The 19,333-nt window shown below is 62.9% G+C and carries 19 protein-coding genes; 13 read left to right on the forward strand and 6 right to left on the reverse strand.

The annotated features are described in order from the left end of the window. Positions 1 to 32: 32 nt before the first annotated feature. The 3 genes from alr (at position 33) to ACMUVN_RS18935 (ending at position 3,556) form a co-directional block, all read left to right on the forward strand. Positions 33 to 1,166 carry an alanine racemase gene (alr, locus tag ACMUVN_RS18925; RefSeq protein WP_414815378.1) on the forward strand — a complete coding sequence of 378 codons (1,134 nt, stop codon included), beginning with the start codon at positions 33 to 35 and terminating at the stop codon, positions 1,164 to 1,166. A 29-nt stretch (positions 1,167 to 1,195) separates the two neighbouring features. After that, the gene (locus tag ACMUVN_RS18930) at positions 1,196 to 2,446 is read left to right on the forward strand and encodes a D-amino acid dehydrogenase (protein ID WP_254962653.1); all 1,251 of its coding nucleotides are present in this window, start codon (positions 1,196 to 1,198) and stop codon (positions 2,444 to 2,446) included. Between the two features lie 87 nt (positions 2,447 to 2,533). Next, the gene (locus ACMUVN_RS18935) at positions 2,534 to 3,556 is read left to right on the forward strand and encodes an AraC family transcriptional regulator (RefSeq protein WP_414815389.1); all 1,023 of its coding nucleotides are present in this window, start codon (positions 2,534 to 2,536) and stop codon (positions 3,554 to 3,556) included. Between the two features lie 21 nt (positions 3,557 to 3,577). Here the strand turns inward: ACMUVN_RS18935 and ACMUVN_RS18940 are convergent, their stop codons facing one another. Genes ACMUVN_RS18940 through ACMUVN_RS18950 form a run of 3 tightly spaced genes read right to left on the reverse strand, consistent with a single transcriptional unit; the run spans position 3,578 to position 7,190 of the window. Beyond that, positions 3,578 to 4,738: a M20 aminoacylase family protein gene (locus ACMUVN_RS18940; RefSeq protein ID WP_414815379.1), complete on the reverse strand. Its 1,161-nt coding sequence runs from the start codon at positions 4,736 to 4,738 to the stop codon at positions 3,578 to 3,580. Continuing rightward, positions 4,735 to 5,982 carry a Zn-dependent hydrolase gene (locus tag ACMUVN_RS18945; RefSeq protein ID WP_414815380.1) on the reverse strand — a complete coding sequence of 416 codons (1,248 nt, stop codon included), beginning with the start codon at positions 5,980 to 5,982 and terminating at the stop codon, positions 4,735 to 4,737. The genes ACMUVN_RS18940 and ACMUVN_RS18945 overlap by 4 nt, the downstream gene beginning before the upstream one ends. Then, a complete protein-coding gene (locus ACMUVN_RS18950; protein ID WP_047616837.1) occupies positions 5,979 to 7,190 on the reverse strand; it encodes a diaminopropionate ammonia-lyase in 1,212 nt (403 codons plus the stop codon). The genes ACMUVN_RS18945 and ACMUVN_RS18950 overlap by 4 nt, the downstream gene beginning before the upstream one ends. 104 nt (positions 7,191 to 7,294) lie before the next feature. Here ACMUVN_RS18950 and ACMUVN_RS18955 point away from each other — a divergent pair, with 104 nt between their 5' ends. Then, a complete protein-coding gene (locus ACMUVN_RS18955; protein WP_047616969.1) occupies positions 7,295 to 7,777 on the forward strand; it encodes an Lrp/AsnC family transcriptional regulator in 483 nt (160 codons plus the stop codon). Positions 7,778 to 7,817: 40 nt separating this feature from the next. Here the strand turns inward: ACMUVN_RS18955 and ACMUVN_RS18960 are convergent, their stop codons facing one another. After that, complete coding sequence (locus ACMUVN_RS18960; RefSeq protein ID WP_132574885.1) at positions 7,818 to 9,152, reverse strand: aspartate aminotransferase family protein; 1,335 nt, start codon at positions 9,150 to 9,152, stop codon at positions 7,818 to 7,820. A 139-nt stretch (positions 9,153 to 9,291) separates the two neighbouring features. On the opposite strand from ACMUVN_RS18960, the gene ACMUVN_RS18965 reads away from it, so the two are divergent. Then, positions 9,292 to 9,840, forward strand: coding sequence for a cupin domain-containing protein (locus ACMUVN_RS18965; protein WP_132574887.1), 549 nt, complete (start codon positions 9,292 to 9,294; stop codon positions 9,838 to 9,840). On the opposite strand, the gene ACMUVN_RS18970 is transcribed toward ACMUVN_RS18965, so the two are convergent. Beyond that, complete coding sequence (locus ACMUVN_RS18970; protein WP_210304364.1) at positions 9,837 to 10,658, reverse strand: pyrroline-5-carboxylate reductase; 822 nt, start codon at positions 10,656 to 10,658, stop codon at positions 9,837 to 9,839. The two genes, ACMUVN_RS18965 and ACMUVN_RS18970, sit on opposite strands and share 4 nt — an antisense overlap. Then, positions 10,624 to 11,343 (reverse strand): GntR family transcriptional regulator, encoded by a 720-nt coding sequence (locus tag ACMUVN_RS18975; protein WP_047616841.1) that lies wholly within the window; start codon positions 11,341 to 11,343, stop codon positions 10,624 to 10,626. The genes ACMUVN_RS18970 and ACMUVN_RS18975 overlap by 35 nt, the downstream gene beginning before the upstream one ends. A 198-nt stretch (positions 11,344 to 11,541) precedes the next feature. On the opposite strand from ACMUVN_RS18975, the gene ACMUVN_RS18980 reads away from it, so the two are divergent. From ACMUVN_RS18980 to ACMUVN_RS19015, 8 genes are all read left to right on the forward strand, one after another. Further along, positions 11,542 to 12,375 (forward strand): substrate-binding periplasmic protein, encoded by an 834-nt coding sequence (locus tag ACMUVN_RS18980; RefSeq protein WP_047616966.1) that lies wholly within the window; start codon positions 11,542 to 11,544, stop codon positions 12,373 to 12,375. 62 nt (positions 12,376 to 12,437) lie between these two features. Next, a complete protein-coding gene (locus ACMUVN_RS18985) occupies positions 12,438 to 13,220 on the forward strand; it encodes an amino acid ABC transporter ATP-binding protein (RefSeq protein ID WP_047616842.1) in 783 nt (260 codons plus the stop codon). A 12-nt stretch (positions 13,221 to 13,232) separates the two neighbouring features. Then, complete coding sequence (locus ACMUVN_RS18990; protein WP_047616844.1) at positions 13,233 to 13,895, forward strand: amino acid ABC transporter permease; 663 nt, start codon at positions 13,233 to 13,235, stop codon at positions 13,893 to 13,895. A gap of 9 nt (positions 13,896 to 13,904) precedes the next feature. After that, positions 13,905 to 14,570 carry an amino acid ABC transporter permease gene (locus ACMUVN_RS18995; protein ID WP_132574895.1) on the forward strand — a complete coding sequence of 222 codons (666 nt, stop codon included), beginning with the start codon at positions 13,905 to 13,907 and terminating at the stop codon, positions 14,568 to 14,570. A gap of 29 nt (positions 14,571 to 14,599) precedes the next feature. Beyond that, positions 14,600 to 15,478 (forward strand): dihydrodipicolinate synthase family protein, encoded by an 879-nt coding sequence (locus ACMUVN_RS19000; RefSeq protein WP_183904364.1) that lies wholly within the window; start codon positions 14,600 to 14,602, stop codon positions 15,476 to 15,478. Between the two features lie 42 nt (positions 15,479 to 15,520). Further along, the gene (locus ACMUVN_RS19005; protein WP_132574899.1) at positions 15,521 to 16,771 is read left to right on the forward strand and encodes an NAD(P)/FAD-dependent oxidoreductase; all 1,251 of its coding nucleotides are present in this window, start codon (positions 15,521 to 15,523) and stop codon (positions 16,769 to 16,771) included. Positions 16,772 to 16,805: 34 nt separating this feature from the next. Further along, a complete protein-coding gene (locus tag ACMUVN_RS19010; RefSeq protein ID WP_132574969.1) occupies positions 16,806 to 18,296 on the forward strand; it encodes an aldehyde dehydrogenase family protein in 1,491 nt (496 codons plus the stop codon). Next, a complete protein-coding gene (locus ACMUVN_RS19015) occupies positions 18,293 to 19,327 on the forward strand; it encodes a proline racemase family protein (protein ID WP_097543377.1) in 1,035 nt (344 codons plus the stop codon). The genes ACMUVN_RS19010 and ACMUVN_RS19015 overlap by 4 nt, the downstream gene beginning before the upstream one ends. The last annotated feature ends 6 nt before the right edge of the window (positions 19,328 to 19,333 follow it).

The following is a 19,333-nucleotide window of genomic DNA, read 5'->3' on the forward strand; positions in this document are numbered from 1 at the left end:
CATAAACTCCTTGAAATCGACAAGGGGTGGACATGGATAGCGATATTTTGGTTTCCCGCACACGCACCGTTACTCCAGCGCAGGGAGCCACGGGCTATCTGACGATCGATCTTGCCGCCCTCGGCCGCAACTATCGCAAGCTCGTGTCGATGCTGTCACCGGTCCGCGCGGGCGCGGTCGTCAAGGCAGACGCCTATGGCCTCGGCGCCGAGCGGGTCTCAAGAACGCTCTACAGGGAAGGTTGCAGGCATTTCTTCGTCGCCCAGTTCGTCGAGGCCCTGAGGCTCCGGCCGGCCCTTGCGCACGATGCCCAGATTTTCGTGCTGAACGGCTTGCAGCCCGGAAACGAGATCGCCTGCGCCGAGATGGGCATCGTTCCGGTTCTCAATTCGCTGGCGCAGTGGCGGCAATGGTCGGCGGCTGCACGTATCCTGAATCGCTGCCTGCCCGCCGTCCTGCAATTCGACACCGGCATGTCGCGGCTCGGCTTTCCCCAGGAAGAGCGAGCGGAGCTGGCGGCAGCCCTTAGGGACGGCGCCAATGTAGAAATCCTGTTCATCATGAGCCATCTGGCTTCGGCCGATGACATGGACAGCGAGCAGAACGGCGATCAATTTGCCGAGATGTCCCGCATCGCCGACGAATTTCCCGGCTTCGACATCTCCTTCGCCAATTCCGGCGGGGTTTTCCTGGGGGACGCCTATCACGGCGTGCTTGCCCGGCCCGGCATCGCGCTTTATGGCGGCGCTCCGAACGCCGGCGAGAAGAACCCGATGGAACCGGTCGTCAGCCTCGATGTCGCCGTCGTGCAGACGCGCATCGTGCCGGCGGGTGCCAAAGTCGGCTATGGCGGCGCGCATGTCACGCAGCGGGAAACGCGTCTCGCCACCATTGCCGCCGGCTATGCCGATGGTCTGCCGCGGTGCCTGGGCGACCGCGGCGCGGTCTATTTCAACGGCGCACGCCTGCCGATCGTCGGCCGTGTGTCGATGGACAGCGCGACCGTCGACATCACAGCACTGCCCGAAGGCGCGCTGACCTTCGGCAGCCTTGTCGAAGTGCTTGGCCGCCATCAGACGCTCGAGGACATCGCCGGCGACGCCGGCACCATTTCTTACGAAATCCTAACCGGCCTGGGCGATCGTTATCACAGGCAATATCGCTGAGAGCCGGCGGCTCCATCATTGGGAACATCATGAAGGTCATCGTTCTAGGAGCCGGCATCGTCGGCGTCACATCCGCTTATCAACTGGCCAAATCAGGCCATAACGTCACGGTCGTCGACCGGCAGTCGGGTCCGGCGCTGGAGACGAGCTTTGCCAATGCCGGCGAAGTCTCCTTCGGCTATTGCTCGCCATGGGCGGCGCCCGGCATTCCCATGAAGGCCATGAAGTGGCTGTTCATGAAGCACGCGCCGCTCATCCTGCGCCCGAAATTGGACATGGCCATGCTTGCCTGGATGGCGAGGATGCTGTCGAACTGTACCTCCGAGCGCTATGCGATCAATAAGAGCCGCATGCTGCGCCTTGCCGATTACAGCCGCATCGCGCTGGCCGACCTTCGCGCCGAGACCGGCATCGCCTATGACGAACGCATGCAGGGAACCCTGCAGCTGTTCCGCACGCAGCAACAGCTCGAGGCTTCGGCAAAGGATGTGAAGGCACTGGCTGCCGACGGCATTCCCTATGAGGTGCTGGACCGGGACGGCTGTGTCCGCTTCGAACCGGCGCTCAGGCACGTGCGCGACAAGATCGTCGGGGGTCTGCTGACGCCGAAGGACGAGACCGGCGACTGCTTCAAGTTCACCAATGCGCTGGCGGCCAAAGCCGCGGCGCTCGGTGTCCGTTTTGCTTACGGCACGACGATCAAGGCGCTGGATGTCGAGGCCGGCCGGGTGCGCGGGGTCATCACCGATCGTGAGCGGATGAGCGCGGAGGCGGTGGTGGTCGCGCTCGGCAGCTATTCGCCGCTGTTGCTCAAGCCGCTCGGCATCCGGCTGCCGGTCTATCCCGTCAAGGGCTATTCGCTCACCATCCCCATCACCGATGCGTCGCGCGCGCCGGAATCGACCATCATGGACGAGACCTACAAGATCGCGATCACCCGGCTCGGCGATCGCATTCGCGTCGGCGGCATGGCTGAAATCTCAGGCTATACCAACGACCTCGGCCTGGCCCGTCGCAGCACGCTGGAACACTCGGTCACCGATCTCTTCCCCGGCGGCGATATTTCCAAGGCTTCCTTCTGGTCCGGCCTGCGCCCGATGACGCCTGATGGCACGCCGGTCATCGGCGCGACAAAGGTCGCCGGCCTCTTCCTCAATACCGGCCACGGCACGCTCGGCTGGACGATGAGCGCCGGTTCGGCGCGGCTCATCGGCGATCTCGTCGGCGGCCGCCAGCCGGAAATCGATGCGAGGGATCTCGCAATCAGCCGCTACGGCTGAAAGCGCCCAGGGGGCAACACAAAAGAGGGATGAACATGATTGCACAAATCCAGTGTCGCTTGTGCGCCTCGTCTTTCGAGGTCCAGAATGTCCATTAGTTCTCAAACATATAACAATGCCGGCCTCACCCGGCAGCTGGCAATGCAGAGCATGTCGTTTCGGGAGACGGCGCATAGCGGAACAGACCCGGACGCGCTTTCGGAAGTATTGTCGACGCCAAACTCCCCGATCAAAGTTGTGGCGGAAGGCAATATGCCCATAGCGTACCGCTGCAATTTCGTCTCCGTGGGAGACGAGGTGACCGTAGCCGACTGCACCTACGAAGGCACGATCCTGATCAGGCGGGAGGCGACCAGCGACAGGATGATCGTTTTTCTGCCGATGGAGGGAAACGCGTTCTTCGACGGCATGCGGGAGCAAATATACTCGGTCCCCGCGCGTGGTACGATCCTTGAGGCAGGTCGTGCCGCAGGCGCCCGCCTGTTTGGGCCTCGCCGTCATTTCGGCCTGTTCGTCGATCAGGCGAAGATCATCAGCCACCTCACGCAGATGTTCGAACGAACGATCAGCGGCGACATCGATTTTCATCCTCACATCGATCTGACGACCGGTCCGGGGCTTGTATTGCAGCAACTTGTCTCGAACCTCCATCGCGGGCTCAGCGGCAACGGACCGCTGCAACGGTCGCCGCTGGCCGCCGGCTCGCTCTGCGACGCCGCGATCTATCTGCTTCTGGAGGCCTGTCCCAATCGCTTTTCGAACGAGCTTGCACTCCCTGCACCGACACCGGCCCCACGCCATGTAAAGTGGGCGATCGACTTCATGCAGGAACACATCGCCGAGCCGATTTCGCTCAACGACATCGCGATTGCAGCCAAGGTCAGCGTTCGGACTTTGCAACAGGGTTTCCGGCAGTTCAGGGATACGACCCCGATGGCCTACCTGCAGGAACTTCGGATGGTTGCCGCCCATCGCGATTTGCTCGAATCCGACGCCAGGCAGGGCATTGCCGACATCGCGCTGAGATGGGGCTTCACGCATCTGGGGCGATTTGCAGCCGAATACAGGAAGCGCTTCGGCCAGTTGCCGTCACAGACCTTGAAGCGCTGAGCGCTCACCCGGTCTCACAGATCAGCCTGTGTGGAGCCGTCGACGAACAATCCCTGCGTGAAAGTTTGCTCCATGCGAGAGGCCGGCGTCGTTGAAGTCATAGGTCGGGTTATGGAGCGGCGGCGAGTGCACGCCATTGCCCAGGAATACGAAACAGCCCGGCACGCGCGAGAGGAACTGCGCGAAGTCTTCGGATCCGGTCATCGGTTTACTCGCGATGGCGACGTTCGAAACACCGTAGAGATCACGTGCCACGGTCAGGGCTTCCTCCGTCAAGACAGGGTCGTTCATGAGAGGCACGAATTCCCTGGTGTAGATCACATCGGCCTTGACGTTGTAGGTCATGGCCGTGCCCTCGGCGATCAGGCGCATCTGCTTCTCGATCGTCTCGCTGATCTCCGAACGGAAGCTGCGGGCATCGCCCAGAATGCGAGCGAGGCCGGGGAGCGCATTCCTCGTGCCGTCGGTGATCAGTTCCGTGACGGACACGACGCCGATATCGGCCGGATCCAGCCGCCTGGAGACGATGGTCTGCAGATTGGTCAGGAGCGCACATGCCGCGACGAGCACCTCGTTGCCCCAGTGCGGCCTTGCGGCATGGCCGCCGATGCCCGTCAGCGTAATCTCGAAATTGTCCTCGGCCGACATGATCGCGTCAGGGCGCGTTTGGAAGCTGCCGACGCCGATCCCCGGCATGTTGTGGATGCCGTAGATCTCGTCGAAGGGAAATCTTTCGAAGAGCCCGTCGGCGATCATCGCCAGCGCCCCCTTGCCCCATTCTTCGGCCGGTTGGAAGATGAAGCGCACGGTGCCGTCGAAGCCGCCTTCACCAGCCAGGATCTTTGCGGCGCCGAGCAGCATCGTGGTGTGGCCGTCGTGACCGCAGGCATGCATGACGCCCGGGTTTTGAGATCGGTGCGGGACGGTCGTCTGTTCGCTGATCCTGAGTGCATCCATGTCGGCGCGCAGCGCGATGGCGCGGTTGCCGCTGCCGCGCTTCAGCGTTGCGACGACTCCTGTGCCGCCGACGCCCTCGACGATCTCGTCGAATCCGAATTCCCGCAGCTTTGCGGCGACGAAGGCGGAGGTCCGCTGCTCCTCGAAGCCGAATTCGGGGTACGTGTGAAGATTGTGTCTCCACGCCGTCATCTCTGCATGTAAAGCGTCCTCGTCGATGGTCATGCCGGCAATCCTTCCGTGGCAAGCCGGCGAACGACATCGAGCAGGATGTTTGCGCCTGCGACGAGATCCTCGTCGTCGGTATATTCCTTCGGATTATGGCTGATACCGCCGATGCTTGGCACGAAGATCATCGCCGACGGGGCGATCCTGGCGATCATCTGCGCATCGTGGCCGGCACCGGAGGTCATCCGCCGGCAGGCGAGGCCCCGTTCCCGCGCCGCCTCTTCGATCAGCCTCACGATGTTCTGATCGAACTTGACTGGTTCGAACCGGGCAAGCGTCTCCACCGATACGCCGACCTGCTCCTCGGCCGATAGCCTGTCCAGGAACGTCGCGAGCGCGGCTTCCTCTTCTCTCAACCGTTCTTCGTCCGGGTCACGGAGATCGACCGTGAACGTCGCCCGCGACGGGATCACGTTGATGACATCCGGTTCGAACCGCATGCAGCCGACCGTGGCGACCGTCGGCGTGTTCGAGGCCTGCGCCCGGTCACGCAGGAAGGTCACGACCCGTGCGGCCGCATGACCCGCGTCGCGGCGCATGGAGATCGGTGTCGTTCCCGCGTGATTGGCGTCTCCCGTGATAACAACTTTCTGCCAGGAGATGCCTTGCAGATGTTCCACGGCACCGAGGCGAATGCCCTCGCGCTCAAGCACCGGCCCTTGCTCGATGTGGAGTTCGATATAGGCATGCGGCCTAGGGAATCCTGGTTGACGCTCGCCGGCATAGCCGATCCGCTCGAGTTCGTCGCCGAGGATCGTTCCATCGGTGCCGATGGTGGCAAGCGCCGTATCGACATCCAGGCCGCCGGCATAGACCAGCGACCCCATCATATCGGGCGCGTAGCGCACGCCTTCCTCGTTGGTGAAGGCCGCGACGACAATCGGACGAGACGGCGTCAAGCCTTCTGCCCTCAGCGTTTCGATCACTTCAAGCCCGGAAAGCGTGCCGTAGCAGCCGTCGTAAATGCCGGCACCGATGACCGTGTCGATATGCGAGCCTAGCATGAGGGGTGCGTTGTCGGTCACGCTATCGGGCTTCCAGATGCCGAAGATATTGCCGATGCGATCGACGGCGACTTGAAGTCCCGCGCCCTCGATCCAGGCGACGAACCGGTCGCGGCCGAGTTTCTCCGTATCGGAGGCCGCCAGCCGGATCAGTCGGCCGTCGGCATCCCGGCCGATCTCGCCGAGCGTCCGGATCCGGCCGAGGAGACGCGCGGCATCGATCGATTGTCCGGTCATGTCAGGGCTCCTTCACGGTTCCTGGCGGCGACTGCTGCGGGCGACAGTCCGACGATCTCTTGATATTTGCCGGGATCGGTTGCGCCTTCGGTATTCACCACGAAGATACGGGAGCGGCCGTCGATCGAGAGCGCTGCCCTGAGCGCCGGGTCGGCGACGGCCTTGATGGCGCCTGCGAGGCCGACACCGCCGCTTTCGCCGGCAACGACGGCGGGGTCGCCGGAGACCGGGTTGGCAAGACGCTTCATGATGTCGGTCGCATCCGCCTCATCCACCGTCATGAAGGCGTCGGCGGCGCGGGCAAGAATCCGCCATGCGACAAGGGAGGGTTCGTAGCATTCGAGCATCGCCATGACGGTCGGTTCGCCATGGGCGACCGTCACCGGACGCCCGGCCCGCGCCGTCTCGAACAGGCATGCCGCGCGGGCGGGATCGACTACCGTAAAGACCGGACGATTTTTGCCGAACTCGATGGCCAGATGGCCGGCGACCGCTGCGGCAATTCCCCCGACGCCGGACTGGATAAACACATGAGTCGGCGGTTCCTGCATCTGTCGGAGCGCTTCCCTGACGAGGGCGGTATAGCCTTGCATCACCAGACCGGGGATCCGCTCATAGCCCGGCCAGGACGTATCCGAAACGATGATCCAGCCGTTCGCCTCGGCCACGCGGGCCGCTTCGCGGACGGCGTCGTCATAGGTTCCCTCGACGCGGATCATCTCCGCGCCGAAGCGGGCGATGGCGGCGATGCGTTCGCCGCTGACGCCTGCGTGGACGAAGATTGCGGCGCGCGCACCGACCAACTGCGCACCCTGGGCAACCGAACGGCCATGATTGCCGTCGGTCGCACAGGCGACCGTCATCGTCTGCGCAATGGCGCGAACCTCGGACGAATGCAGCTCCGCCATATCGACGACGCGGCCAAGCTGCTGCTCGGCCTGTTTGAGGACGAGGCGGATCACCGCATAGGCTCCCCCGAGCGCCTTGAAACTTCCAAGCCCGAGGCGGTGGCCTTCGTCCTTGACGTGGATTGCGGCGACGCCGATTTCGCTCGCCAATCCGGGCAAAGCCACGAGCGGCGTTACCGCATGGTCCTTCCGGAAAGCCAGGTGGCGTTCCACCTCCACGGCGGCGGAGGCGTCGAGCGTTTTCTCATCTCTCGGGTCAAGTGCCAGACGATAGTCTGCCGTGCTGTTCAAAAGAAACATCGCGCACCTTCATGTGGGTTTCGTTGAACTCTATTGCAGCGAACACGAAAAAGGCGCTGATATTTGGCCGTTCATTTGCAATTTTGTTTCATTGGAGCATCGGTTTGCGCAACCCCGTTCATCCGCCGCATCTCGACGATTTCGACCGGAAAATCCTCGCCATTCTTCAGCGGGACAATATGACCCCGCAGCGAACGATCGGCGATGCGGTGAACCTTTCCGCACCGGCCGTTCAGCGTCGGATCAAGCGAATGCGGGAGGAGGGCGTCATCCGGGCGGATGTCTCGGTCGTCGAGCCGGACGCGGTCGGACAATCCATCACGATCTTCGTCGAAGTGGAGGTCATCAGCGAAACCGCCGAGCAGATCGAGCAGGCAAAGCGTGAATTCACGGCCGCGGCCGAGATCCAGCAATGCTACTACGTCACCGGCGAAGCGGATTTCATCCTGGTCATCATCGTGCCGTCGATGGCCGACTACGAGGCTCTGACGCGCAGGCTCTTCTTCGGCAACAACAACGTCAAACGCTTCCGGACCTTCGTCGCAATGGATCGGGTCAAGGTCGGGCTTGGGGTGCCGGTGGGATAGCAGGATGCGGCGGCCCGTTTGCCGCCGCATCGGGAGAAGGTCATGCGGCGCGCTTCAACGCATCGCTGAGCGTCGAGACGATCGTGTCGATCTGAGCCTTCTCGATGATCAGCGGCGGCGAGAGGGCGATGATGTCGCCGGTCACGCGGATCAGCAGGCCCTTGTTGAAGCAGTCGACGAAGACGTCGTAGGCGCGGGTTCCTGGCGCCGCGGCTCTCGGCGCCAATTCCACCGCGCCGACCAGGCCGAGATTGCGGATGTCCACCACGTTGGGCGAGCCTCTCAGCGAATGGAGAGCTTCCTGCCAGTATTCGGCGAGATCGGACGCGCGGGTCAGCAGGCCCTCTTCCTCGTAGATCTCGAGCGTCGCGAGCCCGGCTGCGCAGGCGACCGGATGGCCGGAATAGGTGTAGCCGTGGAAGAGTTCGATCGCATTATCAGGTCCGACCATCAGGCCGTCATAGACCTTGCGGCTGGCAAAGACCGCCCCCATCGGGATCGTGCCGTTGGTGATGCCCTTTGCCGTGGTGATCAGGTCGGGCACGACGCCGAAATAGTCGGTCGCGAAAGGAGCGCCCAGACGCCCGAAGCCGGTGATGACCTCGTCGAAGATTAGTAGGATTCCGTGCTTGTCGGCAGTCGCGCGCAGCTTTTCCAGATAACCCTTCGCAGGCAGGACCACGCCCGCCGATCCCGACATCGGCTCGACGATGACGGCGGCGATGGTTTCGGCGCCGTGCAGTTGCACCAGCCGCTCGAGATCATCCGCCAGTTCGACGCCATGAGCGGGAAGGCCCTTCGAAAACGCGTTGCGCTCAATGTCGAGCGTATGGCGCATATGGTCGGCCGGTATTTGCGGGAAAACCCGGCGATTGTTGACCAGGCCGCCGACGGAAATGCCGCCGAAGCCGACGCCGTGATAGCCCTTTTCGCGCCCGATGATCCGCGTGCGGGTGCCCTGGCCGATGGCGCGCTGGTAGGCGATGGCGATCTTCAGCGCCGTATCGACCGATTCCGAACCCGAGCCGGTGAAGAACACCCTGTCGAGCTTGGCTTTCGGACCACCCGGCGCATTCGCGGCCAGTTTCGCGGCGAAGTCGAAGGCGATCGGATGCCCCATCTGAAAGGTCGGCGCATAGTCCAGCGTTGCAAGCTGCCGCTCGACCGCTTGCGCGATCTTCTTTCGGCCGTGGCCGGCATTGCAGCACCAGAGGCCGGCCGTGCCGTCAAGCACCTGATGTCCATCGACGTCGGTGTAGTACATGCCCTCTGCAGCCGCGAGAAGCCGCGGCGTCGCCTTGAACTGCCGGTTCGCGGTGAACGGCATCCAGAAATTGTCGAGTACGGGCGCGTTCGTCTTGTTGAGCTGGTCCATCCTGGCCTCCTTGGAATGCGCCGAGAATGGCGATTTCTCCTTTTCAAACAAGTCCTTTTCTTCGCCGATATAACCCATTGAAATATAACAGGTGAAGGGATACATTTTCGATATTCTGAACAAGACAAACGAACACATCATGTCCGTCGATATCGGCAACCGCCTTCGCCATCTCCGCATCGCCCATAAGCTTTCCCAGCGCGAGCTCGCCAAACGCACCGGCGTTCCCAATTCGACGATCTCGCTGATCGAATCGAACGCCTCCAATCCGTCGGTCGGGGCCTTGAAGCGGATTCTCGACGGCATTCCCATCGGTCTGGCGGAATTCTTCGCCTTCGAGCCCGAACGTCCAAAGAAGGCTTTTTATGCGGCCGAGGAACTGGTGGAGATCGGCAAGGGTGCCATCTCCTACAGGCAGGTTGGGGAAAACCTGTTCGGACGCAGCCTGCAAATCCTCAAGGAATGCTACCAGCCGGGCGCCGACACCGGAAAGGTTCCGCTTGTTCACGAGGGGGAGGAGGGCGGGATCGTGCTCTCGGGAAGGCTCGAGGTCACGGTCGACGACGAGCGGCGCATCCTTGGACCGGGTGACGCCTACTATTTCGAAAGCAGGCGCCCGCACCGTTTCCGCTGCGTCGGGCCCGTGCCCTGCGAGGTTATCAGCGCCTGCACGCCGCCGACTTTTTAGTTCCTGCCCTCGATGCGGGCAAGCACGCCGTCGAGTGCGGCGGTCAGAGCGGCAAGGCCGCCCTTCTTCTCGAAGTCGGAAAAAACCTGCTCGTTCAGTCCGCCCTTGGTCGCGAATTCGCGGCTCAGCGCGCTGAACGGTTCGTTGCCGGGCCTGTTCGCTTTCTGCGCGAGGCTTGCAAAGAGCTGGGCGATATAGGCCTGTCCCTTCGCCTTTTCGAGGCCGCTTCTTTCCAGCCAGACCGCAACCTGCTCCATGATGCCGAAATAGGTCGACATCATTGCGCTCGCTGCCGCGAGAAGATCGTATTCCTTCCTCGACTGGCATTGGACAGCCGTTCCGAGCATATCGAAAAGCGCTGCGACGGCGGTATCTGGCGGATAGATGGCGGTGACGCCTTGCCGGCCGGCGACGAAGGGCAGGGGGATCGCCTGCACGAGGTGCACGTCGGCGCCGATCCATTCGGAGAGGGCCTGGCGCTCCGTCGCCGCAACGAGGCTGACGACCATCTGGCCATCCCTGAACGACAGCGCGCGCACGACCTCCTCGGCGACCTGCGGCCGTATCGCCAGGAACACCATGTCGCTGCGATCGACGACGTCCTGGTTGTCCTTGGCAATTCTGACGGCGGCGAATTCGTCGGCGAGCGTCGCGGCGATGTGAGCGCTTCGTGGAGAGACGTGAATCTCGGAGGCATAGGCCGGTTCTGCGAGAAGCCCGCGAACCATCGCTTCGGTAATCGCGCCGGTGCCGACGAATCCAATAGGCTTGACTGTCACGTGATTACTCCGCGGCCCGCAGCGGGCCCAACGCGACATCCGTCGTGTAGTTCTCGCGCATGAAATTGATGAAATTGTCCTGGAACTGGCGGGTATGGGCATGGGCGAGTTCGTCGGCGAGCTCCACGTCCTTGTCCCTGATGGCATTCAGCATGAGTGAGTGCTCGTCGGTCAGGAGGTAGCCCTCGTGGGTCCGCTCCAGATATTCGAAATGCAGGTGGAGCATGCGCTGCCCCTGCGACAGCAGTTTCTCGTAGAACGAGGCCAGATACTGGTTTTTTCCGGCATGGGCGATCGCCATGTGGAATTCCTTGTTAGCTTCCGACATGGCCAGATGATTGCCGGTTTTAACAGCCGCTTCGAACGACTTCAGCCGCTTGGTGATGATCTTCAGGTCGGCCTCGGTCCTCAATGCTGCGGCAAGCCGCGTATTCATGCGCTGCGCGATGTCGAGCGCTTCCACATATTTCGGAAACGTCGCCACTTCGATCGGCGCCACGATCGTGCTTCGGTTCGAAAGCGTCACCACCAGTTCGTCGGCGCCGAGCCGGATCAGGGCCTCGCGGACCGGCGAGCGCGACATGTCGAAACGCTCGGCAAGCGTCATCTCATCGAGAAGCTGACCGGGCGGCAAAGTGAGTGCCAGGATCTCGTTGCGAAGCGTTTCGTAGACGTTCTTCCAGCCGGTCCCGCGGATTCGTTTCACTTCCGATTCATCAGACACTTAGGTCCCTTTCTCTCGACGCGGATGCCATTGGGCCAGAAAAACAGCGTGTCGGCAATGTAATTTTTCCACTTGACTTTGTCGACACGCTGTTGACTTAATATTCTCAGTCGACACGGAGCCGACAAAAAATAACAGAAACGGCTACAGCCGACGAGTGGAACCGCGCGCTTCGCGCACAGCAAAAGAGGAATGCCGATGCTTTCGAAGTTGATGACGTCCGCCTTGCGGGCGCTGCCCGCGCTCGCCCTGATGGGAGGCCTTTCCGCAACCGCCGCACGGGCTGAGACCGCCGAGGGATATTGGCAGGGCGTGCAGAAGGCGGGTGTGCTGCGCTGCGGTGCGGCTGTCGCGCCGCCCTATGTCATGCGTGATCCGGCGACCGGCGAATATTCCGGCTTCTTCGCCGATCTGTGCAAGGAATTTGCCGATGTGCTGAAGGTGAAGCCCGAATTCGTCGATACGACCTGGGACAATATCGTCGCCGGCCTGCAGGCGGGCAAATGGGATCTGTCGCTGGCGCTGAACCGGACGCCGACGCGCGCCATGGCGGTGCAGTTCTCGATCCCGGCGATGGAGTACCAGATCTCGCTCGCCTATAACAAAAACAATCCGAAGATTACGGCTGGTGCTGCTTCGGTCACCGATATCGACAAAGCAGGCGTGACGCTCGCCGTCATGTCGGGCACGGCGCAGGACAAGGCCATTTCCGCAGCGGTGAAGAACGCCACGATCATGCGTCTTCCCGGCAATGACGAGACCCGCCTGGCGGTAACCTCGAAGCGTGCCGACATCCTGGTCGACGCCTCCGACACCAACCAGCTCTTCACCCAGTCGAACCCGGATTGGGCGGTGGCGCTCAATCCGACGCCGGCGCTCGCCAAGCAGGGCGTCGCCTTCGGCCTGCCGCACAATCTCTCGGCTGCCGACGTCGAGGTGGTCGATATCTTCCTCGAAGAGAAGGTCGCGACCGGTCACGTCGACGAACTGATCAAGAAGGCGGTCGACGAAGTCCTCAAGGGCGCAAAGTAACCTCGCCGGGCCGGTGCGAAGATCGCGCCGGCCCTCTCCAGCTTCGATCATTGGAGATTGGCATGACCACGTCCTTCAGCCTTCCCCTCGTGAAAATGCAGGCGCTCCACAAAAGCTACGGCAACGGAGCCATTCAGGTGCTGAAAGGCATCGACATCGAAATGAAGCCCGGCGAACGCGTCGTCGTCATCGGTCCCAGCGGCGGCGGCAAGAGCACGCTGCTGAGAGTGATGATGGGGCTCGAGCAGATCGACAGCGGGTCGGTCAATTTCGATGGAAAGCCTTATATTTCTTCCGACGGGGCAGGGAGGAAGACCCAGATCGACACCAATGTCCGCCGTTCGATCGGCATGGTCTTTCAGCATTACACGCTGTTTCCGCATCTCAACGTCCTTCAGAACCTGATCCTCGCTCCCTGCAAAGTGCGTGGAGAAGCCAAGGCGAAGGCCGCGGCCCGCGCTCAGGCGCTGCTCGAGCGGTTCGGGCTCGGCGCCAAGTCCAAGGCCTATCCGGCCCAGCTTTCTGGCGGCCAGAAGCAGCGTGTCGCCATCGCCCGCGCACTCATGCTCGACCCGAAGCTGATGCTTTTCGACGAAGTCACGTCGGCCCTCGACCCCGAGCTCGTCAGCGAGGTGGAGCAGGTGATCCTGCAACTCGCCGCCCAGGACATGCCGATGATGATCGTCACCCATGACATGTGGTTCGCCAAAAACATCGCCTCCCGCGTGATCTTCTGCGCCGGTGGCGTGGTCGTCGAGGACGGCCCTCCCGAGCAGGTGCTCGGCGCCCCGCGCGAGGAGCGCACCAAGGAATTCATCGACCGCGTCTTCCATATCAAGCAGTAGGGAGGGGCACCCATGAACTACACGTTCGACTTCAACGCGGTTTCGCTGGCGCCGCTTCTGCAGGGGTTGTGGGTTTCGCTGGAACTGACGGCTGCGGCGAATGTCATCGGTATCGTCTTCGGCTTCGCGCTCGCTTTGCTGATCATGAGCCCTTACCGGATCGTCCGGCTGCCGTTCATGCTGTTCGTCGAATTCTTCCGCTGCACGCCGGCCATCGTCCAGATCGTCTGGATATTCTATTGCGTACCGATGCTGTTCGACGTCTTCCTCGACCCGGTGACGATGGGCATCATGGCGCTCGGCCTCAACCTGATGGCGTTCAACGCCGAGGCGTACCGGGCGTCCATCCAGGCGGTGCCGCGCGAACAGCTCGACGCCGGCATCGCGCTCGGCCTCAATCCGCTGCAGCGCGTGCTCCACATCGTCTTCCCGACGGCCTTCCGCGCCTCGATCCCGGTGCTTCTGACCAACGGCATCGTCATCTTCCAGCAGAGCGCGCTGGTTGCGATCGTGGCGATCCAGGACCTGATGTACCAGGGCAAGACGCTGGCCACCGAGACCTATCGCCCGATCGAGACCTTCACCGTCGTCGCTCTCATTTATTTCGCCGTGTCCTTCCCGATAACCCAGATCGTCGGCCTGCTCGAACGCCGCCGCCAGATCCTCGTCAGCTAGGAGGCCCGGATGACTCTCGATTTCTCGATCCTGCTGCGTTTCGAAAACGCACTTCTGCTCGGCCTGTGGATGACGATCAAGCTGACGGTCATCTGCATCGTGCTCGGATGCACCCTCGGCTTTCTCGTCGGCCTGATGAGGACGTCGCGCAACCTCGCGCTTCGCGCGGTCTCGGGCGCCTATGTCGAATTCTTCCGCGGCACGCCGGTGCTTATCCAGCTCTTCTGGATCTTCTTCTGCCTGCCGCTGCTCCTCGGCATCGAGCTCTCGAACCTGGCGTCCGGCGTCATCGCGCTGACGCTCTATATGGGGGCGATCACCAGCGAGACCTTTCGGGCGAGCCTCAAGTCGATCGGCCGGGAGCAACTGGACGCCTGCGTCGCCCTCGGTCTGCCGAAAAGGGCCCAGGTCGTCAACGTCGTGCTGCCGCAGGCGGTGCTGCGCGCAATCCCAACGCTGTTGTCGAACTGCGTCAGCCTCTTCAAGGAGAGCGCCCTGGTCTCGGCCGTCGGCATGGCGGACCTGATGTTCGTCGGCCAGAACATCTCCAACAACACCGCCCGTCCCGTCGAAGTGCTGACGGTCGTCGCCCTCATCTACTTCGTCATCGCCTTCCCACTCACGCGGGCCGTCTCCCTCATCGAGGGGCGCATTCTCAAGAAGCTCGCAATCTAATCAGTCTTTCCCAGGACAGGAGAAATCCCATGAAACTTTCCGGCGTCATGCCCGCGCTCATCACTCCCTTCGACGCGAACAACAGGATCGACTTCAAGGCGTTCGAAAGGCTTCTGACGCATCTGCGCGAGGCAGGCGTCACCGGCTGGGTTCCAAACGGCTCGACCGGAGAGTATTTCAGCCAATCCAGGGAAGAGCGCCGCGACGTGCTGCAGTTCGTCAAGGATTTCGCCAGGCCGGGCGAAATTCTGATCGCCGGCACCAACGCGCCCGCCACCCGCGAGGTGATCGAGCAGACGGCTATGGCGAGGGATATCGGTTATGACACGGTCCTGCTGGCGCCGCCATTTTATACCCGTCCGACACAAACGGAGCTCATCAAGCACTATGAAGCCGTCCTCGGCGCCGTCGATGTGAGCCTCGTCCTCTATTCCTATCCGGCCAAGGATGGTTCGGACATCAGTTTCGAGCTGATGGATCATTTTGCCGATAATCCGCGCGTGATCGGGATCAAGGAAAGCTCGGGCGTGCTGCAGCGCGCGGTCGACATCGCCAGCCGCTATGACGGCAAGATCCAGCTTGTCAGCGGCTCAGACGATATCGCGCTCGACTTCATGTTCTGGGGCGCCGAAAGCTGGATCTGCGGACCGTCGAACTGCATGGCCAAGGCCTGCTGTGACCTCGACCGCACGTTCCGATCCGGCGATCTGGATAAGGCGCGCGAGCAGATGAAAACGCTCTACCGGGCGATGAACATCCTCGAAAGCGGCAAGTTCGTGCAGAAGATCAAGTATGGCTGCGAGCTTCAGGGCTTGCCCGTGGGTATATGCCGCGCGCCGCTCGGCGAACTGACACCGGAGGAAAAGGCCGAATTCAAGGCCGCGATGCAGCCGATCCTGAATTGGTAACAGATCTGGAGCGGCCAAGCCGCGCCAGGGACCACTGAAATTATGAGGTTCGCCGTGTCATCCATCGTGGTCGTCGGCGCCGGCATTATCGGCGTCACCATCGCCTATGAACTCCAGCGCCGCGGCCTTTCCGTGACGCTTGTCGATCGCGACGCGCCGGGCCTCGGCGCTTCCTACGGCAACATGGCAAGTATTGCCGTCACCGAGTTCATGCCGGCCTCGCGGCCCGGCATCTGGGCGCAGATGCCGAAATGGCTGCTCGATCCGGAGGGGCCGGTACGCATCCGGCCTGGCTACCTGCCGAAGCTGGTGCCCTGGTTCCTCAGGTTCCTGGCCGCCAGCCGTCCCTCCAAGCTGAGGGCGCTGGAGGCGGCCGGCGCCGCGCTCTGCGGCCGCGTCTACGACGATCTGGACGCGCTGCTGAAGGAAACCGGCCTGACGCACATGCTGACGGTGGAGGGCTGCCTCAGCCTCTATACTGACGAGGCCGAATTCAAGGCCGATCGCGAGCATATCGAAATCCTGGAACGGTTCGGTTTCAGGTACGAAATTCTCGGCGGCAACGCCATCCGGGATCTCGAGCCTTTTTTGACGACGAAGATCGGCAAGGCGGTGCTCTTTCCCGACAACCGGTCGATCACCGACCCCTACAGGCTTGTCACCGCCCTTGCCGAAAGGTTCGAGGCGCTCGGCGGCAGGACCGTCCGTGGTGAGATCGCCGGCTTAGAGCAGGGCGAGGCCGGTGTTTCCGCTCTCCGGCTGGCGGACGGGCGCAGCCTTACGACCGAGAACGTCGTGCTGGCTGCCGGCGCCTTCACCGCCCGGCTTTCCGCTCTGCTGCGCGAACATATCCCGCTCGAAACCGAGCGCGGCTACCACACGCAGATCATGGAGCCCGGTATCTCGATGCGCCATTCCATCATCTGGCCGGCGCGCGCCTTCATGGTCACGCCGACGGCGGGCGGCATCCGCGTCGGCGGCACGGTCGAGATGGCCGGCCTCGACGCGTCCCCGGATTATCGGCGCGCGAAGATTCTGGTGAAGCGGGCTCAGGAGGCGTTGCCGGATCTGCAGGTCCGGCAGGCGACGGAGTGGATGGGGCATCGCCCGGCGCTGCCTGACACCGTTCCGGTCATGGGTCCATCAGCCAAGCGCCGCAACGTCTGGTACGCAACCGGCCACGGACATCTCGGCCTTACCTATGCGGCCACGACCGGCCGTCTGATGGCCGACCTCATCACCGGCGTTCAGCCGCCCGTGGATATGCAACCCTATCGCGTCGATCGCTTCTGAGAGCGGTGCCGTCGCAAGGAGAAAGGGAGTGAACATGCGAAGCGAACTCTATATCGACGGAAAATGGGTGAAGCCGGTCAAGGGCGGCGCCTGCGAGGTGACCAACCCCGCGACGGAGGAGGTGATCCAGACGATCGGAGCCGCAACAGCCGAAGATGTCGATCTCGCCGTCAAAGCGGCTCGCCGGGCCTTCGACAAGGGCGGCTGGCCGAAGCTGACGGGCGCCCAGCGCGCCGGATATCTTCGCGCGATTGCCAACGGAATCCGCGCCCGTCAGGCCGAGATCGCCCGCCTCGAAGTTCTTGACAACGGCAAGCCGTTTCCGGAGGCCGACTGGGACATCGCCGACGCGGCCGGCTGCTTCGATTTCTATGCGGGTCTGGCCGAACAGCTCGACAACAATCCCGAGGAGGCGATCGCGCTTCCCGACCAGCGCTTCACCTCCAAGGCGGTGCGCGAACCGATCGGCGTGGCCGGCGCCATCATTCCCTGGAACTACCCGCTGCTGATGGCGGCATGGAAGGTTGCCCCCGCACTCGCCGCCGGCTGCACCGTGGTGCTGAAGCCCGCCGAACTGACATCGCTGACGGCGCTCGAACTGGCTGATGTCGCCGATCAAGCCGGGTTGCCTCCAGGTGTCCTCAACATCGTAACCGGCGCCGGATCGGTCGCCGGCCAGGCGATCATCGATCACAAGCAAGTGGATAAACTCGCCTTTACCGGCTCCGGCCCGGTCGGCTCGAAAATCATGGCGGCCGCCGCCCGCGATATCAAGCGCGTCAGCCTGGAGCTCGGCGGCAAGTCGCCCTTCGTCGTCTTCGAGGACGCCGATATCGACAAGGCCGTCGAATGGATCATGTTCGGCATCTTCTGGAACCAGGGTCAGGTCTGCTCGGCGACGTCAAGAGTCCTCGTGCAGGACACCATCTACGAAGGTTTGCTAGCGCGTCTGGTCGAGGAAACCAACAAGATCAAGATCGGCAATGGCCTGGACGAGGGCGTGCTGCTTGGGCCGCTGGTTTCCAAGCGTCAGCACGAGCAGGTCGTCGCGGCGATCGAGGAGGCGCGGCGGGCCGGCGCGACCGTCGCCTGCGGCGGCGTCCGCCCCGAAGGATTCGACAAGGGTCACTACCTCCAGCCGACCGTTCTGACCGACGTTCCGCTCGACAGCGCCGCCTGGGTGGAGGAGATCTTCGGGCCTGTTGTCTGCATCCGGCCGTTCAAGTCAGAAGAGGAGGCGGTCGAACTCGCCAATGATTCCCGCTTCGGTCTGGCGGCCGCCGTCATGTCGAAGGACGACATCCGGGCTGAGCGCGTCGCGGCCGCCTTCCGCGCCGGGATCGTCTGGATCAACTGCTCGCAGCCGACATTCACCGAGGCGCCCTGGGGCGGCTACAAGGAATCCGGCATCGGCCGCGAACTCGGACGCTGGGGTCTCGACAACTATCTCGAGACCAAGCAGATCACCCGCTTCGCCAGCGAGGATTCCTGGGGCTGGTACATCAAGCCGGAGGCGGCCGAATGAACTGGAACCGGACCCTCGATCTGCTGCAGGTCCACTGCCAGGGCGAGATCGGCAAGGTCATTATGTCGGGAGCGCCTGAAATACCCGGCGCCACGATGCTCGACAAAATGGACCACATCAACACGGTCGACGACAGCCTGCGCCGCTTCGTCACCTTCGAGCCACGCGCCAATGTCGCCATGTCGGTGAACCTGCTGGTCGAGCCGACACGCAGCGATGCGGACGCCGGCTTCATCGTCCTCCAGGCCGATCGCGCCCACGCCATGTCCGGCAGCAACTGTATCTGCGTGGTCACCGCACTTCTCGAAAGCGGGCAGGTGGCGATGTCGGAACCGGAGACGATCGTCCGCCTGGATACGCCGGCCGGCCTCATCGTCGCGCGCGCCGCCTGCCGCGACGGCCGCTGCCTGTCCGTCAGCCTCGACAACGTGCCGAGCTTTGCCGAAGCGCTGGACAGGGAGGTGGACACGCCGAAATGGGGCCGCATCAAGATCGACGTCGCCTTCGGCGGCGTCTACTATGCGCTGGTGGATGTCGAGCAGTTCGGCTTCGATATTGCGCCTGCCAATGCGCGGCTGCTGGCGGAAGCCGGCATCGAGCTGAAGTTGCTTCTATCAGGCCAGGTCTCGGTCGCTCATCCTGTCCTCAGCGGTATCGACGAGATCGCCTATGTGATGTTTCGCGGATGCGAAGCCGACGGCGCGGTGCGGACCTGCACGACGCTGCGGCCCGGCCGCGTCGATCGTTCGCCGTGCGGGACCGGCAGCTCGGCGAATCTTGCCGTGCTGCATGCGCGCGGCGAGGTCGCCGTCGGCGACCGCAGGACGTCCCGGTCGATCATCGGCGGTGAGTTTCTCGCGGAGGCGATCGGCGAGACCGAGGTGGGCGGCCGCCGCGCCGTTCTGCCGAGAATAACCGGCCGGGCCTACGTCTATGGCCGGGAGCAGTTGCGTATCTCCGACGACGATCCCTTCGCAGCAGGATTTGCCCTGTCCGACACCTGGGGTCCCCAGGTCGGCCTGCTCGGTTAGGAGCCA

The sequence above is a fragment of the Rhizobium sp. IY2 genome (genome assembly GCF_047532935.1).
Lineage (GTDB): Bacteria > Pseudomonadota > Alphaproteobacteria > Rhizobiales > Rhizobiaceae > Rhizobium > Rhizobium anhuiense.

Bases quoted from the DNA above. Each gene is read 5' to 3' on its own strand.
- ACMUVN_RS18930 (WP_254962653.1), top strand. From the start codon at position 1,196: ATGAAGGTCATCGTTCTAGGAGCCGGCATCGTCGGCGTCACATCCGCT.
- ACMUVN_RS19005 (WP_132574899.1), top strand. From the start codon at position 15,521: ATGAGGTTCGCCGTGTCATCCATCGTGGTCGTCGGCGCCGGCATTATC.
- ACMUVN_RS18995 (WP_132574895.1), top strand. From the start codon at position 13,905: ATGACTCTCGATTTCTCGATCCTGCTGCGTTTCGAAAACGCACTTCTG.
- ACMUVN_RS18970 (WP_210304364.1), bottom strand. From the start codon at position 10,658: ATGTCGCGTTGGGCCCGCTGCGGGCCGCGGAGTAATCACGTGACAGTC.
- ACMUVN_RS18935 (WP_414815389.1), top strand. From the start codon at position 2,534: ATGTCCATTAGTTCTCAAACATATAACAATGCCGGCCTCACCCGGCAG.
- ACMUVN_RS19015 (WP_097543377.1), top strand. From the start codon at position 18,293: ATGAACTGGAACCGGACCCTCGATCTGCTGCAGGTCCACTGCCAGGGC.
- ACMUVN_RS18945 (WP_414815380.1), bottom strand. From the start codon at position 5,982: ATGACCGGACAATCGATCGATGCCGCGCGTCTCCTCGGCCGGATCCGG.
- ACMUVN_RS18990 (WP_047616844.1), top strand. From the start codon at position 13,233: ATGAACTACACGTTCGACTTCAACGCGGTTTCGCTGGCGCCGCTTCTG.
- ACMUVN_RS18960 (WP_132574885.1), bottom strand. From the start codon at position 9,152: ATGGACCAGCTCAACAAGACGAACGCGCCCGTACTCGACAATTTCTGG.
- ACMUVN_RS19000 (WP_183904364.1), top strand. From the start codon at position 14,600: ATGAAACTTTCCGGCGTCATGCCCGCGCTCATCACTCCCTTCGACGCG.
- ACMUVN_RS18950 (WP_047616837.1), bottom strand. From the start codon at position 7,190: ATGTTTCTTTTGAACAGCACGGCAGACTATCGTCTGGCACTTGACCCG.
- ACMUVN_RS19010 (WP_132574969.1), top strand. From the start codon at position 16,806: ATGCGAAGCGAACTCTATATCGACGGAAAATGGGTGAAGCCGGTCAAG.
- ACMUVN_RS18965 (WP_132574887.1), top strand. From the start codon at position 9,292: ATGTCCGTCGATATCGGCAACCGCCTTCGCCATCTCCGCATCGCCCAT.
- alr (WP_414815378.1), top strand. From the start codon at position 33: ATGGATAGCGATATTTTGGTTTCCCGCACACGCACCGTTACTCCAGCG.
- ACMUVN_RS18980 (WP_047616966.1), top strand. From the start codon at position 11,542: ATGCTTTCGAAGTTGATGACGTCCGCCTTGCGGGCGCTGCCCGCGCTC.
- ACMUVN_RS18940 (WP_414815379.1), bottom strand. From the start codon at position 4,738: ATGACCATCGACGAGGACGCTTTACATGCAGAGATGACGGCGTGGAGA.
- ACMUVN_RS18985 (WP_047616842.1), top strand. From the start codon at position 12,438: ATGACCACGTCCTTCAGCCTTCCCCTCGTGAAAATGCAGGCGCTCCAC.